General features: G+C 68.4%; 14 protein-coding genes. 6 read left to right on the top strand and 8 right to left on the bottom strand.

Going from position 1 to position 15,928, the window contains the following annotated elements; genetic code table 11:
• Positions 1-79 precede the first annotated feature (79 nt).
• Together ABZ808_RS00770 and ABZ808_RS00765 are read right to left on the bottom strand one after the other, a co-directional pair.
• Positions 80-1,324 (bottom strand): hypothetical protein, encoded by a 1,245-nt coding sequence (locus ABZ808_RS00770; protein ID WP_356998959.1) that lies wholly within the window; start codon positions 1,322-1,324, stop codon positions 80-82.
• Positions 1,311-1,844: a SigE family RNA polymerase sigma factor gene (locus tag ABZ808_RS00765; RefSeq protein WP_356998957.1), complete on the bottom strand. Its 534-nt coding sequence runs from the start codon at positions 1,842-1,844 to the stop codon at positions 1,311-1,313. The genes ABZ808_RS00770 and ABZ808_RS00765 overlap by 14 nt, the downstream gene beginning before the upstream one ends.
• 250 nt (positions 1,845-2,094) lie before the next feature.
• On the opposite strand from ABZ808_RS00765, the gene ABZ808_RS00760 reads away from it, so the two are divergent.
• Entirely contained in the window at positions 2,095-2,922 is an 828-nt protein-coding gene (locus ABZ808_RS00760; RefSeq protein WP_356998954.1) for an SAM-dependent methyltransferase, read from the top strand.
• 119 nt (positions 2,923-3,041) lie between these two features.
• On the opposite strand, the gene ABZ808_RS00755 is transcribed toward ABZ808_RS00760, so the two are convergent.
• Positions 3,042-3,521, bottom strand: a complete 480-nt coding sequence (locus ABZ808_RS00755) for a quercetin 2,3-dioxygenase (protein WP_356998951.1) — start codon at positions 3,519-3,521, stop codon at positions 3,042-3,044.
• A 93-nt stretch (positions 3,522-3,614) separates the two neighbouring features.
• Between ABZ808_RS00755 and ABZ808_RS00750 the strand changes: the two genes are divergently transcribed.
• Positions 3,615-4,280, top strand: coding sequence for a TetR/AcrR family transcriptional regulator (locus tag ABZ808_RS00750; protein WP_356998948.1), 666 nt, complete (start codon positions 3,615-3,617; stop codon positions 4,278-4,280).
• A 27-nt stretch (positions 4,281-4,307) separates the two neighbouring features.
• Here the strand turns inward: ABZ808_RS00750 and ABZ808_RS00745 are convergent, their stop codons facing one another.
• The gene (locus tag ABZ808_RS00745) at positions 4,308-4,970 is read right to left on the bottom strand and encodes an MOSC domain-containing protein (RefSeq protein WP_356998946.1); all 663 of its coding nucleotides are present in this window, start codon (positions 4,968-4,970) and stop codon (positions 4,308-4,310) included.
• Between the two features lie 310 nt (positions 4,971-5,280).
• Here ABZ808_RS00745 and ABZ808_RS00740 point away from each other — a divergent pair, with 310 nt between their 5' ends.
• A complete protein-coding gene (locus ABZ808_RS00740) occupies positions 5,281-6,144 on the top strand; it encodes a TIGR03620 family F420-dependent LLM class oxidoreductase (protein ID WP_356998943.1) in 864 nt (287 codons plus the stop codon).
• 36 nt (positions 6,145-6,180) lie between these two features.
• The gene (locus ABZ808_RS00735; RefSeq protein WP_356998941.1) at positions 6,181-6,426 is read left to right on the top strand and encodes a hypothetical protein; all 246 of its coding nucleotides are present in this window, start codon (positions 6,181-6,183) and stop codon (positions 6,424-6,426) included.
• A 183-nt stretch (positions 6,427-6,609) separates the two neighbouring features.
• Here the strand turns inward: ABZ808_RS00735 and ABZ808_RS00730 are convergent, their stop codons facing one another.
• The 3 genes from ABZ808_RS00730 to ABZ808_RS00720 form a co-directional block, all read right to left on the bottom strand.
• Positions 6,610-9,549, bottom strand: a complete 2,940-nt coding sequence (locus tag ABZ808_RS00730; RefSeq protein ID WP_356998938.1) for a M20/M25/M40 family metallo-hydrolase — start codon at positions 9,547-9,549, stop codon at positions 6,610-6,612.
• Positions 9,550-10,426: 877 nt separating this feature from the next.
• Positions 10,427-11,566, bottom strand: a complete 1,140-nt coding sequence (locus ABZ808_RS00725; protein ID WP_356998935.1) for a glycosyl hydrolase 53 family protein — start codon at positions 11,564-11,566, stop codon at positions 10,427-10,429.
• Positions 11,567-11,619: 53 nt separating this feature from the next.
• Positions 11,620-12,801 carry a cellulose binding domain-containing protein gene (locus ABZ808_RS00720; protein ID WP_356998932.1) on the bottom strand — a complete coding sequence of 394 codons (1,182 nt, stop codon included), beginning with the start codon at positions 12,799-12,801 and terminating at the stop codon, positions 11,620-11,622.
• A 481-nt stretch (positions 12,802-13,282) separates the two neighbouring features.
• On the opposite strand from ABZ808_RS00720, the gene ABZ808_RS00715 reads away from it, so the two are divergent.
• Complete coding sequence (locus ABZ808_RS00715; RefSeq protein ID WP_356998929.1) at positions 13,283-13,864, top strand: hypothetical protein; 582 nt, start codon at positions 13,283-13,285, stop codon at positions 13,862-13,864.
• 312 nt (positions 13,865-14,176) lie between these two features.
• On the top strand, positions 14,177-14,857 hold the full coding sequence (locus ABZ808_RS00710) for a lytic polysaccharide monooxygenase (RefSeq protein WP_356998926.1): 681 nt from the start codon (positions 14,177-14,179) through the stop codon (positions 14,855-14,857).
• 150 nt (positions 14,858-15,007) lie between these two features.
• Here ABZ808_RS00710 and ABZ808_RS00705 read toward each other — a convergent pair whose 3' ends face one another.
• Positions 15,008-15,751: an alanyl-tRNA editing protein gene (locus tag ABZ808_RS00705; protein ID WP_356998923.1), complete on the bottom strand. Its 744-nt coding sequence runs from the start codon at positions 15,749-15,751 to the stop codon at positions 15,008-15,010.
• Positions 15,752-15,928 lie beyond the last annotated feature (177 nt).

Below are 15,928 nucleotides of genomic sequence, written 5' to 3'. Positions count from 1 at the left end.
GGCAGTTGCCCGTGACCATGGTGCGCGTCCCGGAGCCGAGCGACGGTAGAGAGCCGCCCGTGGTGTCCGGCGCTGGTTGTTACGGCTGGAGGGCCTTCGCGGCAGGGGTCCAGGTCGACTCGTCCTTGACGTCGGCGACCGTGATTCCCTTGGCGATCTTCTCCAGCTCGGACTGCGGCAGTCCGTTGCCGAGGCCACTCGTGCTGACCTGGAGGACGACCCTTCCGTCGGCGCTCCAGATGTTGCAGAAGCCGCCGTCTTCGGGGCCGCCGCCGTCGCCGACGCGCCGGTCGGATCCGTTGTAGCACTTCGTGGTGCCGGGCTCCGGCGACTGGTTCGAGCTGGTGCTCGGCGTGACGAAGATGTGGAACCCGTCCTTGATGGCGCCCTCGACCGCGTCGTACGGCGCGGTCAGGCCCGAGGTGGGCGCCGCTGGCTTGGTGTACGTCGCGCCGCCGTAATCACCGGCGCGGGCCGCGGCGATGCCGCTGAGTCCGGGCATGGCGTGCGTGCCGATCTGCAGGGGCTTGTAGCCCTGCGGCACGTAGCCCACCGTGAACGGCACCAGGGCCGGCGTCGGCTGGCTGGGCTTCAAGCCCTCGACCAGGCCGCCCAGGGTCTCGAAGCTCGGGGTGGCGTCGTCGCTGGACACCGACGTGACGGCCGCCCAGGCGTTGTCGGCGTACTCCCAGGCGAACAGCTTGTTGCCCGGGTCCAACTCGTTCCGCGGATCGAGGCCGACCGGCAGTGTCGCCTGCACGGCCTTGCGCCCGGCCACTGTGACGTTCCTGCCGTCCTTGATCCCGGCGGGGTCGAAGGCGCCCGGTCGGTAGACGGTCAGGTACGCCCACAGGCTTGGCTTCCCCCCGCTGGCCTTCTTCTTCTGCTCGATGGTGTCGCCCTGAGCATCGGCCTCCTCTTTGGTGACGGGCTTGTCGTTCGAGGTGTGGCCGTCGGAGTAGACGGAGGCGATCTGGTACGCGGTGGACACCACGATCGGGTCCTGCACGTGCAGCGTGCCCGCGTCGTACCCCTTGAAGGTGAAGGTGAACGGCGCGGCGTCGGACCACTCGGCCGCGTCGACCTCGGACGTCGCCGCGCCGGCCGGGGCCGGTGCGACCGGGGTGCTCTGCTCGGCGGCCAGGGTCGGCAGCAGGAACGCGCCGGCGACCGCGACCGCGACGAGGCCGGCCGCGCCGGCCGACGCGAAGCCGGCCCGACGACGCCGCTCGGCCCGCCGGCCTGCCGTGATGATGTCGTCGGCGGTACGGGCCATCGGCGGCTCGTCGCCCGTCACGGCGTCCACCAGGTCATGCAACTGCATTTGTCCACTCCTCCATCGACGTGCCGTTCAGATTGATGCGTTCGCCGGCCAGTGACTCGCGCAGCTTCGCCAGGCCGCGGGAGACCTGACTCTTGGCCGTGCCCACCGTGCAGTTGAGGACGCCGGCCGTGTCCTCCAGGCTCAGACCCAGGTAGTGCCGGAGCACGACCGCGGCCCGCTGCCGCGCCGGCACGGCGTCGAGCGCCGCCCGCAGGCGCATCCGCTCGTCGGCCGCACTGACCGGGTCCCCGCCTGTGACCTCCGGCATGGCGTTGCCGGCCGACCGCTCGCGCCGCCAGGGCCGGCGGGTCTCGTCGATCGCGGCCCGGTAGACCATGGTCTTGACGTAGAGATCGGGCCGTTCCAGCTTCCGCCAGCGCGGGTAGAGCTTGATGAGCGCGTTGGCCACGGCGTCCTCTGCCGTGTGCCAGTCGCCGCAGGTCACGTACGCCAGCTTGCGCAGCGACGTCATCTCTGACGTCACGAACTCGCGGAATGCCTGCTCGTCGTCGGCTTTCACGTCTGTTGCCTCCCCCTGTGACGGAGGTAGAACGGAGCCACCCGTCCGGGAAGTTGCACCGCCCGGAAAAATAGTTGTGCGACTACCATCCGTGAGGGGTGGCCTGGGCTGTGAGACGTGCGGCAGACCTCCGGTGGGAGCGGTACCAGCCGGGGGCGAAATTCAGTCCTTCCGATCGCTACACTCGCCGCAACCCCGGCACCGCACGCAGACGTCAGCGGGTGCTGTCCCGAATCGAATGGAGACGCCTGTGACCCGCGACAAGGCGGCACCCCCCGGCATCGACCCCAACATTCCCAGCGTGGCCCGGGTCTACGACTTCTTCCTCGGCGGCAAGGACAACTTCGAGGTCGACCGAAAGGTCGCCGAACACGCTCTGCGGATCACACCGGACGGGCCGGCAGCCGGCCAGGCGAACCGCGCCTTTCTGCGTCGAGTGATCCGCCACCTTGTCACCGAGGCCGGCATCGACCAGTTCCTCGACATCGGATCGGGCCTGCCCACCCAGGGCAACGTGCACGAGGTCGCCACCGAGCACAACCCGACGGCCCAAGTGGTGTACGTGGACAATGACCCGATCGTCCTTACCCACGGGCGGGCCCTGCTCGCCAGGGAGGGCACCGCGACGGTGATCCAGGCGGACATCCGGGCACCGCACGAGATCCTCAACCATCCAGACGTACGCCGATTCCTCGATTTCGACCGGCCGATCGGCCTGTTGCTCTTCGCGATCCTGCACCACCTCGGTGACGACGAGGACCCGCGAGCGGTGGCGGGGGCGTTGATCGACGCGCTGCCCTCCGGCAGTTACGTGGCGATCTCGCACTTCCGTGACCCGGGTGAGCGAGACCCGGAGGGCTCCCGCAAGGCCCGCGAGGTCGAGCGGGTCTTCAACGAGTCGCTGGGCACCGGACGGTGGCGTACGGACGAGGAGATCCTCACCTTCGTCGACGGGTTGACGCTGCTGGAGCCGGGGCTGGTGCCGCTGGCCGAGTGGCGTCCCGAGCCGGGTACGCCCGCTCCGAACCAGACCGACACCTACCACACCTTCGTCGGGCTCCTCGCTCACAAGCCGTAGGCCCGTTTCACGGCGGGGCCTGTCGATGCGGCGCGAGCGGCGTCTAGCCGGAGGCCCCGGCCCTTGGCGGACAGCCGACCGCGATGGGCTTGGGCGACCCCCTCAGAGTCCCCTGACGATCAGGCGCGCGGCGGCGGGCCGAGCAGTTCGATGCCGTGCCGGGCGGCTGCGTGACCCAGGGCGGCCGGGTCGATGGGTGCCGGATCGGGAAGCCGCCGTTGCGGCGCGGGGCAACCGGCCTCGGCGGCGAACCCTTCGAACCCCGCCGGAGTGGTGATCTGGAGAGCCCGCAAGGGCTCGTCCGCGCCAACCACGAAGCTGTGCGGCACTCCGACCGGCAGCAGGACGAAGTCGCCCGGCCCTGCCTCCAACTCCTCGCCACCGCAGAGAAACCGGGCGGTACCCGAGATGACGTAGAACATCTCGTCCTCCACCTGGTGCCGGTGCAGGGGCGGGGCGAAGCCGGGAGGGTTGACGAATTCGGCAACCGTCAGCTTGCCGTTGGTGTCGGCTCCGGTGGCCTTGAGGGTCACCAGGTTGCCGAGGAACCAGTAGGCCTGGCCGTCGTCCTGACGAAGTAGGTACGGGTGGGCCGTCATGGCGCCTCCTCCATGGTGGGCATCACATTCGGTAGCCGTCAGCTATTCGATATTACGCCGGTACGGTGAATATGTTGCTAGTATTGCCCAGCCATGGAAGAAGTCAAGGGCGAGAAGCAGGCCCGCCCGTACCGCTCACCCGTGCGGGCGGAGAGCGCCCGCCGCACCCGCCAGGCAGTGGTGCGAGCGGCCACCGACCTCTTCACCGCCCACGGGTACGGCGCGACGTCGCTTGCCGACGTGGCCACCGCCGCCGGGGTGGCCCGCCCCACGGTGTTCGCCGCGTTCGGCTCCAAGCCCGCCCTGCTGCGGCAGGTTCTGGACGAGGCGTTGGCCGGTGACGACGAACCCGTGCCGATCGCCCAGCGCCCCTGGTTCCGTCCGGTCTGGGAAGCGACGAGTCCGGGCGGAGTCCTCGACGGCTATGCCGGCGTCTGCACGTTGATCGGCAGCCGGGCATCCCACATCTTCGAGGTCGTGCGGCGCGCCGCCGACGAGACGGCGGAACTGGCCGAGATCTGGGAGACGCTTCTGCGCAATCGGCGGGCGGGGGCACGGATGGTGGTCGAACACATCGCTACCCTCGACGCCCCGTGGCGACCCGGCCCCGACACGGAGCTGGCGATCGACCAGCTGTGGTTCTACAACGACCCGGCCCACTACGGTGCGTTCGTGCTGCGCTGTGGCTGGACCGAGGAAGCCTTCCGGGACTGGCTGGCTCGCCGGATGCGCGACGCCCTGCTCACCGGTAGCCGGTAGCCCTTCGCTGGCAAGGGCTGTCACGAGCTACCGCCGCCGGGGAAGCCGTTCCGCGAGGGTCTCGCGCAGATCGTCGGGCAGCCCGTCGACGTCGACCAACTCAGGCAGCAGTTCCGGCTCGGTCAGGTACGCGCGAAACGCCTTCGCGATCGACACCCCGTGCGCCGGACGGTCCTCCACAGTCACCGGATCGCCTACCCGCACCTCGCCCGGCTCCAACACCCGCAAGTAGGCGCCCGGGCGGTTCGCCTGGGCGAAGGACTTCACCCAGCCCGGCTCGCCCATCTTGTGCTGGAACGTGACGCACGGAATGCGACCGAAGGTCGGCTGGAGGACCAACCGCGCACCGACGCGCCACCGCTCGCCAATGACCGCGCCGTTGACGTCTACGCCCTCGGTCGTCAGGTTCTCGCCGAAGAGCCCGTTGGACAGCCGCCGACCCAACCGCACCTGCCACCAGCCGTAGTCCTCCAGCGCGTACGCGTAAACGGCCTGGTCGTCGCCGCCGTGATGCTCGACGTCGAAGATCTGGTCACCAACCAGGCCGCTGTGCAGTCCCGTCGTCTTGGGCCCCGGCGCACGTACGGCGACCGGATGATCAACCGGTCGCTTGTTGATACCCGTGACACCAACGCCCTTGGCCGGGTTGGGCTCCGGCACCGCCAGGTTGACCGAGACGATTCTGCTCACGTCCGGCAACCTAACTGCCCTGGCCACCGCACGCCGAGCAATTTCCCGCCATTTGCCGGTGCCGTCCAGACCTACGCGGCTTCACCGATGACCGACTGTCGGGGCCAGGCTGCGCCCCCCCCTGCCGCCATAGTCGATACGGCTTTGACACCCGTACGGACGCTGGCGGTCCAGGGTGGGACGTGCTCGGCTTCGCCAGGGAGCTGCGAGCGCGTCCGCCGGACCGCGCTCTCGCTGCGGATCTCTGCGAGCCAGGACGGCACCGGTGCGGCGGTGGGCTCTTACCGGAACTGGTGCGTAGTGTTCCGGTATGGCACAGCGACTCGTCAGCGTATGGCAACCGTTCTTCCTCAGTAGCGCGAGTCGGGGCGCTGCCATCGACGCCGCGACGGAGTTGGAGGAGCTCGGCTATTCGCGGCTCTGGTTCTCGGGCGGTTTCGGGGAGAACGTCGCCCCACGCTTCCGGGAGATCCTGGACGGGACCAAGCGCATCGGGGTCGCGTCAGGGATCGTGAGCATCTGGCACTCGTCGCCCCCTGAGGTGGCGGCGTTCGGGCAGGACGCGGAGCAGGCCCATCCCGGCCGGTTCCTGCTCGGTCTCGGCGCCAGCCACGCCGTGGTGGTGGAAGGCAGCGGCACCACCTACCGCAAGCCGTATTCGAGGATGGTGGAGTACCTCGACGGTCTCGACGCGGCCGGGCTCCCTGCCGAGCGGCGGATCCTGGCCGCACTCGGCCCACGGATGCTTGAGCTCTCCCGCGACCGTTCAGCCGGGGCGCACCCGTACTTCGTCCCTGCCGAGCACACCGTCGAGGCTCGGGCGGCAATCGGGCCTGACCGGCTGCTCGCTCCCGAGGTCGCGGTGGTCCTCGAAGCAGACGCCACCGCGGCGCGCGCCACGGCCCGGCAATACACGAGCGGATACCTCGCCCTACCGAACTACACCAACAACCTGCGGCGGTTCGGCTGGACCGACGAGGACTTCGCCGAAGGCGGCAGCGACCGGCTCGTCGACGCCCTGATTCCCTGGGGCACAGCCGAAGAGGTCGCTGCCGGGCTGGACAAGCACTACCAAGCGGGCGCCGACGAGGTAGCGGTCCAGGTACTCAATGGCGGCGACGCCACGGCATTCCCCGCCGACGCGTTCCGCGCTCTCGCCGCAGTCCTGATCTGACACGGGTGAAGTCCCGCCAGGCGATGTTGCGGTCCCTTGCCACGCAAGGGTGAGGCCAACACCAAGCTGGACTCCCGGATCGCCGACCACTACAACACGTCGACCGGCACGCTCTACGAGTTCAACACCACCCCGTGGAGCCAACTGCCCGCGCACAAGCTGAAAGAGAAGGTCGACTTCAAGGTCGCGCAGGTCGCGCAGGTCGGCAAGGACGTGCAACTGCGGGCGGACCGCAAGATCCAGCAGGCTGTGTGGTACGGCACCGAGGCGCCGGTGTACTGAGCCCTCAACGACGTGACGATTCTCTAGACGATCTGACGTCCTCGCATAACGGAGTGGAACCATTGCCGATGGCAATGGTTCCACTCCGTTGTCAATGTGCCTCGCACCTACGGTGGCGCTGACCCCGCGTCGAGGCGTCCTGCCACCGCGCGTGCCCTCTCGTGCGCGCGCTGAACTTCAGCGTCACACGATGGAGATCGACCGCACCTGGGTGTTGCCCTTGGTGTCGACGTACACCTTGTAGTCGCCGACGGTGTAAGTGCCAGCAGCGTTGTTGTTGATGGTGAACGTACGCGTCACAGCAGACTCGCTGCCGTCGATACGGGTCTGCTTCACCGTGATGGTCAACTCGTTCGTGTTGCCCTTCAACTTCTTCACCACCGCCGACGGCTTCGCATCGGTGACCGCGTTGGCCGCTGTCACGTAAACCGCGTCGGGTGATGAGAACTCGGCGTTCTTCTGCCCGTCACCGAACTGGAAGAAGCCCCGCTGCTCGGTGGCCCCGCGACCCGGGAACGGATCCGGGTTCGACGCCAGGTACGTCGGGTTGACCTTGTACAGGTCCGTCTTGGAATCCGCGAGCTTGGCCTGCACGCCGGAGTACGGCGCGTCGGTGATCGCGAGGTTGACCGACAGGTAGATGGCGTTGGGGTTGGTGGCCGAGATGCGCGACGAGAAGAACTTGTCCGCACTCTGCCCGGCCGGAACGGCCAGCGGCACAACCTGGCCACCGACGAGAATGTTGAACTGGAAGCCGCCGTAGCCGCCCGCGACGAACTTCGCCCACGCCGCGTCCGACATGTGGCCGGGCCGCTCCACCTTGAACTCCAGACGCATCGGCGCCACGTACGTGCTGCTCTGGAACTCCGGGTCGGTCAGGGGCAGGTAGACCCCTCCCGGCTCGTGGCCCAGCGCGAACGCCGCAGCCGTCGGGGCCGAGTTGCCGCGCCCGTTCCACATCGGGATGTTGAACGAGGTGGCGCCGAGCAGGGCCCGGTTGCCCAACTGGTTCGCGCCGACGGCGCCCGACGCGTCCTTGTAGGTGCCGATGGTGACATCGAGCAGGTCGAGGTCCGCCCGGTCGGCGTTCAGCCCCGGCATGTCCGCCCACATGAACTTGGCGCCGGCCGGCCCGGTGTAACGGGCCATCTCCAGCATGCCGTCGGCCATCATCTTGGTCATCTGGACCGCCGAGTCGACCTTCATCCGCTCGTTGGCGGTGTGCCACCAGCGCTCGTTGCCCGGGATGACGGCGCCGAAGGCGGTCATCTTGTTGCGGAAGTTGCTGGCCAGGGTGCCACCGGTGGTGCCCTGCGGGTAGACCACGTCCCGCAGGGAGTGCGGGTCCGCGAACTCCTGCGGGCTGTGGTCGATCGTGGCCTGGTAGCTCTTGTACTGCAGAGCCGTCAGCGGGTTGTCGTGGGTGACGTACAACCCGGCGCCGATGGGCGACCCGAGGTTGCCGATGGTGAACCCCTTGCCCTGGAAGGCTTCCGTGATCGCCGCGGTCGCCTGGCCGGAGTCAGCCGCGTTGAGGTGCATGCTGCGCACGTACATCGGCATGCTGAGGTTGCCGGAGGCCTCCGTGTAGAAGCTCGTCGGGGTCTCCGAGTTGATGTTGGCCATGAGGGCGAGGGTCAGGTTCGGCGTGCCGTTGTTCGGGTTGCGCAACAGGTTCGCCGGAATGCCCATGTACTTGCCGATGTAGGCCTCGCCCTCGACCCCGCCGCGGAAGAACAGGTCGGCGATGCCGTCGGCGGCCTTCTTCAACTGCAGGTCGGCGGTCGTGCTCCCCAACTCACCGAGCCCCTTGGAGAGGAGGAACATGCCCCACACGACGGCGTTCTTGCCGTACTGCGGGGTCGGCATCTCCATCGCTACGTCCGTGTTGATCTCCAGCGTGAGCGAGTCGCCGGTGATCGTGGTCTGCACCTTGGGCGTGGTGCGGGGAGCGTCCGGGAGCCAACCCTTCGTGGTCGCGGCAGCGGTGATCGCGGACACGAACCGGTTGCGCTCGGCGGAGCTGGCGCCCGTCACGTCGAGGGTGAAGATGGCCCGCGAGGCGATCTGCGTGGTGCTGCCGTAGGCGATGTCCTTGAGCGTCGGGTCGCCTTCGCGCAGGGTGACGCCGGCCGTGGCAGCCGTCAGCCGGAAGGCCTTGGTGCTGTCCGCCGCCAAGCTCATCGACACGGCCGGGGTCACCGAGCCGGAGTTGCCGACGATGACCGGGAACCGCGAGTCGGAGGTGTACGCCGCAATCGGCATCTCCTCCCGGTTGAGGTTCTTGTAGGCCCAGTTGTCGTAGAAGCTCGGGTTCGCGTTGTACGGGATGGACTGGAAGGCTGCGGTGTTCGCCGCCGTGGGCGTACCGGGACCGCCGTCTTCGTAGATTCCCATGACGATGCGGATGCGACGGTCGAGGGGCAACCCCGCTTCGAGCAGCGCCTTGGCCGCGAGCAGCGTCGCCAGCGTCGGGCCGCTGTCGTCCTGGATGCCCGCGCCGTAGACCCAGCCGTCCTGGAGATAGGGCGAGTGGTAGGCGCCAGGAGTGCCGAGGTTGCCATCGGCGTCCCGCCAGCGCGCCAGCTGGGCTGCCGAAACGGAAGACGTCGGCGAGTCGAGGTGGCTCAACGCCATGATCATTTCCGGGGCGTCCGGGTCACCGATCTCGGCGTAGACGTACTTGTCGGGCTGGCGTTGGACGACCACCGGGAAACCCAGGTCGGTGGCCAGCTTGACCACCCAGGCGAGCTTGGCGACCTTGCGGTCGTACTCGTTCTGGTTGGCTGGGGTGTTGCTGACGGGGAAGGGGTACGCCGTCGCGGCCGTGCCGCCCCGGGAGATGGAGTCGTAGTTCGACCCGTCCAGCATCGCCCCGACCAGAGTGAGCGGGTTGTAGGTGCCGTCTCCCGCCCGCGCGCTGTTGACGCGTCCAGCCAGCGCCTCGACCTCCGCGTGGATCGCGTCGCGCTCGGCGTCGGTCACCGACAGGTCGTAGGTGACGCTCGGCTGGAAGCGCTCCTCGCCGAGGCTGGTCGCGGAGGCCTTGGACGGTGGGGCAACGGTCGCCACGAGGGTCGCGGCGAGCATGACGGAGAAGATCGACTTCCGTCTGTCTCTCATATAAGCTCCAGAACAGGGGGATGTCACAGTAGTGAGAGCAGCACACACCAGCCGAGCCGCCAGCGGTCGCTAGCTGGGGATTTCTTGAGGATCATCTGAGGATCGGCCGGTGCCGTCAGCTCGGCCGCAGCCGGTAGCCCGCCCCCACGGACGGTCTCCATCGGGCCGGCATCGTCGACCTTCCCAGGGGGCAAAGCGGACGTCGAGGGTGCGTCCGGCCTTCCGGGTGGTCTGCCATACGTCCTTCAGCAACCGTTCACCGGACGCGCCCCCCGTGCCGCGTGCCGGGCCAACGCCATCAGCAGGTCGAACTCCTTGCGGGTCGGGTTCACCTTCCGGCCGGAGAGCTCGCGACATGCCGCACAACGGGCTCCGCCAAACGGATCAGCCGCTTCGGCGGTTACCCCACTGGCGCGGACTCTGGACCGAGCCCCGGCCGCCGCTGTGCTGGCCCTTTCCATAAGGTTGAGGCGAGGCGACCTTGCCCTTCGCGCGCCGGGCAGCCCGATTTGCGTGAACGGCAGGCTGGTCGGTCTCGGCCGCGGTCTCGGCCGCGGTTGAGGATTCGGCATCCGCCGCGTGGTCGTCCTGGACGGGCTCAGGCTCCGGCATCGGTATCTCCCTGGATCGGTGGGGCGCCCTGCGGGCCACCGACAGCCGACGGACGCGGACTACTCGACGCCGGTGTGGGCGCCATGACGGTATCGCAACGCCGAGCCCGTCCGATCGACGGTCTCTCAGCCTCGATCGGTTGGTCGCGTAATGCGCGCCGCGGCGATGAGGCCGGTGAGGCCGGCGTGAAGGTCGGCCCCCGCCAACAGCGCCTGATCCTGGCATTGTTGCTGGCCAACGCGAACACGCTGGATCTCCTGAGACGTCAGGGCCTCCAGCGCACGCCCGGGTTCACCCGCCCGGACCAGTCGAAGACCGCCATGTTGTCCCACTGGTTTCCGGTGCCGTTGATGTCGGCCGGGTCCCAGCCGTTGCCACTGACCGCGTACCAGGTCGGTTCCCAGTAGAAGACACCGATGGCCCCCGCATTGCGGGCGGTGTTCTGGACCCAGTCGAACTCCTGGGCCTGCCCGGACCAGGTCGCGCTGATGCCGTCACAGGTCGCGTCGCCGATGGCATTGGGCTCGCTGTCCGCGTTGTTCCGGGTGAAGGGGTACGCGGTCTCCACGATCACCACCGGCTTGCCGTAGCGGCCGCGCAGGTCGACGATGTTGTTGTAGAGGTTCGACAGGGTGCCGTGCCACATGCAGTAGTAGGACTGCGCCGTGATGTCCCACTGCACACCCTGGGCGCGGATGCCGTCATAGAACCATCGGGCGTTGGCGTTGCTGTCGGCGTTGGCGGTGTGGATCATCACCGGGATGCCGCTGCCGCACGCCTTGGTCGCGTTGTAGCCCTGCCTCAGCAGGCTGGCCAGCGGGGCGAAGTCGTTGTTGACGACCTTTCCCTCGTTCCACAGCATCCCGACGTTGATCTCGTTGCCGATCTGCACGCTGTCCGGTGGGGTGCCCTGCCCCCTGAGGCTGGAGCAGACGTCGTAGGTGAAGTTGTACACGTCGTTACGCAGCTGGCTCAGGCTGTGGCCGGCCCAGGCGGCCGGCTTGTACTGCTTGCCGGGGTCGGCCCAGGTGTCGGAGTAGTGGAAGTCGACGAGCACCTTGAGGCCCTTCGCCCTGGCCACCGCCGCCTGGGCCAACACCCTGCTCTTGTTGTTGTAGCCACTGATCGGGTTGTTCCAGACGCGCAGTCGGACGTAGTTGACGCCGGCGGACTTCAGGATGTCCAGTGGGTCACGGGCGACACCGCCGGCGTCGTAGTACCTGGCGCCCAGGTCGAGGCTGCGCTGCAACGAGGAGACGTCGGCGCCCCGCATACTGAGCGTGTTCGCGGCGGAGGCGGGCGCGGGCGTGCCGCCGAGCGTGCTGGAGACGACGAGGATGCCCGCCGCGAGTGCCCCGATCAGGGCCTTGGGGCGGCGGTGGGGTGTTGTCGAACCCGTGCTCACGAGATTCCTCCTCACTGTGGGACGGTCGAGCCAGATCAGCTCCCGGGCCGGGGTCAGCCCACGGCGCAGGGTGCCCCGTTGAGCGAGAAGCCGGTCGGCGGTGCGTCGCTGACGCTCCACCGTCCCTGGAAGCCGAAGGTCGCCGAGCCGTTCGGCGCGAGGACGCGGTTCCAGTCGACGTTGCGGGCGGTCACGGTGGCACCGGTCTGGCCGATCGTGGCGTTCCATCCCGAGGTGACCTGCTGGTCGCCCGGGAAGTTGAAGGTGACGATCCAGCCGTCGACCGGTGCCGTCCCGACGTTCTGGACCGTCACGGTGGCCACGAAGCCGCCCTGCCACTCGGACTGGTTCCGGTAGGTCACCCGGCACGTCGACGGCGGCGGGGTCGGCGGGTTGGACGTCGTGGGCAGTTCGACCGTGTTCGACGCGACCGACACGTTGCCCATCGTGTCCCGAGCCCGTACGTAGTACAGGGTGCGCAGCGGCGTCGACTGTGGCAGCGAAGCGGTGTACGTCGTTCCCGGCACGGTGGCGATCAGCGTCGAGGTGAACCAGCCGTCGAACCGGTAGACGTTGTACCCGAGCACGCCGACGTTGTCCGTCGACGGCGACCAGGACAGCGTCGCGGTCGAGGCGGTCACCCCGCCGACGGTCAGGTTCTGCGGGGCACTCGGTGGGGTGGTGTCCGGGCCGGTGTCCGTCACCGGAGTGACCACGGTCAGCGGGTCCGTCGAGCGGGAGCGGTGTCCGAGGCTGTCCCGAGCGGCCACCTGGAAGGAGTACTGCCTGCCCGGGCGGAGGTAGCCGGTGATCGTGGTGGTGGTGACGGCTCCGACGGTGACGCTGAGGACGACGTCGTCGAACGCCTGGTAGTACGTGATGTCGTACCCGGTGACGGCGCAGCAGCCGGGCGTGGCGGCCGTCCAGGTGAGGGTGACCGACCCGGTCTTGACCTCACTGACGGTCAGGTTCGTGGGCGCACTCGGCGGGAAGGGCGAGGTGCCCGGCGTGCTGGGTGCCGTGGGCGGCGCGGTAGCGGTCGGCTCTGCGGCGTTCACCACAGCGCGATCGGGCGCCGGGGCGACCCCCGGATACGCGGCAGGCGCCCCGGCGCCGGCGCCGGCGGGCGGGGCAGCGCCCAGAGCAATGCCGAGCACCGCCGTCGAGAGCACAACGGCGGCCAGCAGACCCGGCCGCAGACGGCGGAGCAGCGAGGACGAGCAGACGCCTGTCATACCTCGACGATGCAGTCCTTACATCGATGATCGCCAACGTATCTCACGCCTCGGTCGGCCGACCGGCCCGAGTCACGGTGGCTGGCCGCCCCGCTTCTCCGCCGACGCCTCACCCGCTCGACCGGAAGCGTGATCGGCTCGCCGGAGTCCAACGAAGACATTTTCGTCAATATTGCCAGAGCGGATGCAGGCATGTTGGAATGGCTCATATCGCCGCGGCACGGGGGCAACCGTGCTGGGAAGGGCGAGCACGGGAGCATCGCAGTGCCGGCAGCGCGCCGCTTGGGCAGGCGCTCACATGCCGCATCGCCGGGCCATCTCCACGACGACGGGCGCTCTGCCGACAGGCACCCTCGCCCGCCGTACGCATCCCCCCGGGCACGTGTCCCCCGGCGGCCGACCCGCTCGATGTTCGACCCGCCGGATGCGTCCGATTCGGTCTGCCAGCGCACCAGAACCGGCGACGAGGTGAGAAGCAGTCATGATTTCCCGAGAAGGTTTCGCGGGGTGGTACCGACACCGCCTGGTGTGGGTGGCGGTGATCCTGCTGGCGACGTCGGCCGGCGCGGTCATACTGACCAACCGCTCCGCCCCGGCGGAGAAGCCGGCGGATCTGCAGGCGCAGATCGTGGCCCGGATGCGTACCACGCTCGAACAGGCGGACCCGGGGCAGCACAACCACGCCGGGCACGGTGCCCAGCAGGCGGCCACCGGGGCGGAGAAGCCGCCGGTGATCTGTGGGGTCCACGTCTACGGCTACGAGCCGACCGAGGCCACCGCGCTCGCCGACGTGCGGACTGTCTACGGCTTCCACCTCTGCGGGATCGCCGAGAAGCAGCGCCCCTGGGACGTGGCGGTCAAGCTGGTCGGCCCAGTGATCATGGATATGTCCACTCAGCCTCCGGGCATCCAGGTGGTCGAGGCGACAGCCGACGTCAGGTTCGTCGACCGGCTGCGGGAGATGTTCCCGGACAAGTACGAGGAGTTGGCGCTCAAGGAGGCGCTGACCACCTCGGAGATGGCCGACCAGCGCCGCCGGTACGACGCCGCAGCCGGGCTCTGACCTTTCGGGGAAGCCGGGCCGGGCGTCGCGCTCGCACCCATCCGCCCGCCGGACCTCGACTGGCGGAGCCAGCGGCCGGACCTCTCCCGCACCGGGCACGACGCGCCGTCCGCGTACTGCCGTGGGTGCCGTTGTCGGCGATCCGTACGACGGTGCCGCAGCCACGGACCACCCGTCGTTGATCCGGCGATCTCGGACAGCTCGATCCACATCCACCTATAGATAGATCAGCATTGATATTTACGTCAATAGATGTAACAGTGATTTGGGAGCGTTCCCAAATCCAGTCTTCAGTACCAGGGAGGATGAACAGTGCGTTCACACAAGCCCGATCAATCCGGCGGGCAGTCCCGGTCAGCCATCCGTCGGTCCCTCCAGGCGCTCGTCCTGCTGTTCGCCATGGTGGTGGGCACGCTGCCCTGGACCGGCGCCGCCCAGGCCCACGGCACGATCATCAACCCGGCGAGTCGGGCGTATCAGTGCTGGAAGACCTGGGGCAACCAACACATGAACCCGGCCATGCAGCAACAGGACCCCATGTGTTGGCAGGCCTTCCAAACCAACCCCGACACCATGTGGAACTGGATGAGCCAGCTCCGCGACGGCCTCGGCGGCCAGTTCCAGGCCCGTACCCCGGACGGACAGCTTTGCAGCAACGGCCTGTCCAGGAACAACACGCTGAACCAGCCTGGCGCGTGGAAGAAGACCACCGTGAGCCGCAACTTCACGGTTCAGATGTACGACCAGGCCAGCCACGGTGCCGACTACTTCCGGGTGTACGTCACCAAGCAGGGCTTCAACTCGGCCACCCAGCAACTCGGGTGGGGCAACCTCGACCTGATCACGACGACGGGGCGCTACGCGCCAGCGCAGAACATCTCGTTCAACGTCTCGACCTCCGGACGCAGCGGAAACCACGTCCTGTTCGTGATCTGGAAGGCGTCGCACATGGACCAGACCTACATGTGGTGCAGCGACATCAACATCGCCTGATCGGCGACGCGGCACCACCCCGGCCCAGGGCGTTGGCGTCCTGGGCCGGATCCTTCGTCCGGTGGTGACCCGACACCGGGTGCCGGTCGACACCGCGCACGGGTGCGGCGGGCGACCGGCTGCGCCACCCGAGGGACGGCGTCCGCCCCTTCAGGAACCCAGTTTGATCCGGACCCGCCGATTCTGCCGGCCCTTGCTCTCGACCTTGGTGACGGTCACCCGGCCGATCTGGCCGGTCGAGGCGACGTGGGTGCCCCCATCTGCCTGCACATCGAGCCCGACGATGTCCACCACCCGCACCTGAGGCAGATCCGGTGGTGCCGTGAACTGCGTCCGTACCAGATCGGGGGTGGCATTCGCCTCGTCCCGGGTGAGCATCCGAACGACGATCTTGCGGTCGGCGGCGATCTCGGCGTTCACCGCGTCCTCCAGGGTCTGCTTGAACCCCGGTGGGACCTCCGGCAGGTTGAAGTCCATGCGGGCCTCGCCGGGCTCCATATTGCCACCGGTCACCAGCACGTTGAAGTCGCGGAAAACAGTGCCACAGAGCACGTGCAGACCCGAGTGGGTACGCATGAGCGAGGTACGGCGATCGTCGTCGATCGCCCCGGTCACCGTGGTGCCGACGGCGGGCACCGGATCCCCGGGCGCGGGCAACAGGTAGAGGTCGTCGCCCTTGCGGGTGCCGACGATCCGCGTCTGCACCCCCTGCCAGATCAGCACGCCGTGGTCCGGTGGCTGGCCGCCACCGCCGGGGTAGAACGCGGATCGGTCCAGCACGATGCCCTGCTCCGGATCCGTCGGGTCCGACCACAGGACGGTGCAGTCCCACGTACGGAGTGTCACATCTTCCCAGTCCAGCCGTTGGGTCCGGCCGTGATGATCAATGCCCATAGGTTGATGGGAGGGCGGCCGTCGGCGGCGCCACTCCGTCCCCCTTCAGCGCTCGTGTGGTCGTCTGCACCCCGATTATTCGTGCGTCGTACGTCGGGGACAAACACCCGGTGGCCCGCCGGTACACCTCGACGACCGTGACGGTGACGGTTTCTCCCGCGCTGTGCACGCCCCGGA

Origin of the sequence: Micromonospora sp. NPDC047527 (assembly GCF_040643015.1) — a bacterium.
Lineage (GTDB): Bacteria > Actinomycetota > Actinomycetes > Mycobacteriales > Micromonosporaceae > Micromonospora.
This window is presented reverse-complemented; position numbering and strand designations above follow the sequence as displayed.

Coding starts and splice junctions, on each gene's coding strand:
- ABZ808_RS00770 (WP_356998959.1), bottom strand. CDS start 1,324: ATGCAGTTGCATGACCTGGTGGACGCCGTGACGGGCGACGAGCCGCCG.
- ABZ808_RS00755 (WP_356998951.1), bottom strand. CDS start 3,521: ATGACGGCCCACCCGTACCTACTTCGTCAGGACGACGGCCAGGCCTAC.
- ABZ808_RS00750 (WP_356998948.1), top strand. CDS start 3,615: ATGGAAGAAGTCAAGGGCGAGAAGCAGGCCCGCCCGTACCGCTCACCC.
- ABZ808_RS00740 (WP_356998943.1), top strand. CDS start 5,281: ATGGCACAGCGACTCGTCAGCGTATGGCAACCGTTCTTCCTCAGTAGC.
- ABZ808_RS00730 (WP_356998938.1), bottom strand. CDS start 9,549: ATGAGAGACAGACGGAAGTCGATCTTCTCCGTCATGCTCGCCGCGACC.
- ABZ808_RS00720 (WP_356998932.1), bottom strand. CDS start 12,801: ATGACAGGCGTCTGCTCGTCCTCGCTGCTCCGCCGTCTGCGGCCGGGT.
- ABZ808_RS00715 (WP_356998929.1), top strand. CDS start 13,283: ATGATTTCCCGAGAAGGTTTCGCGGGGTGGTACCGACACCGCCTGGTG.
- ABZ808_RS00705 (WP_356998923.1), bottom strand. CDS start 15,751: ATGGGCATTGATCATCACGGCCGGACCCAACGGCTGGACTGGGAAGAT.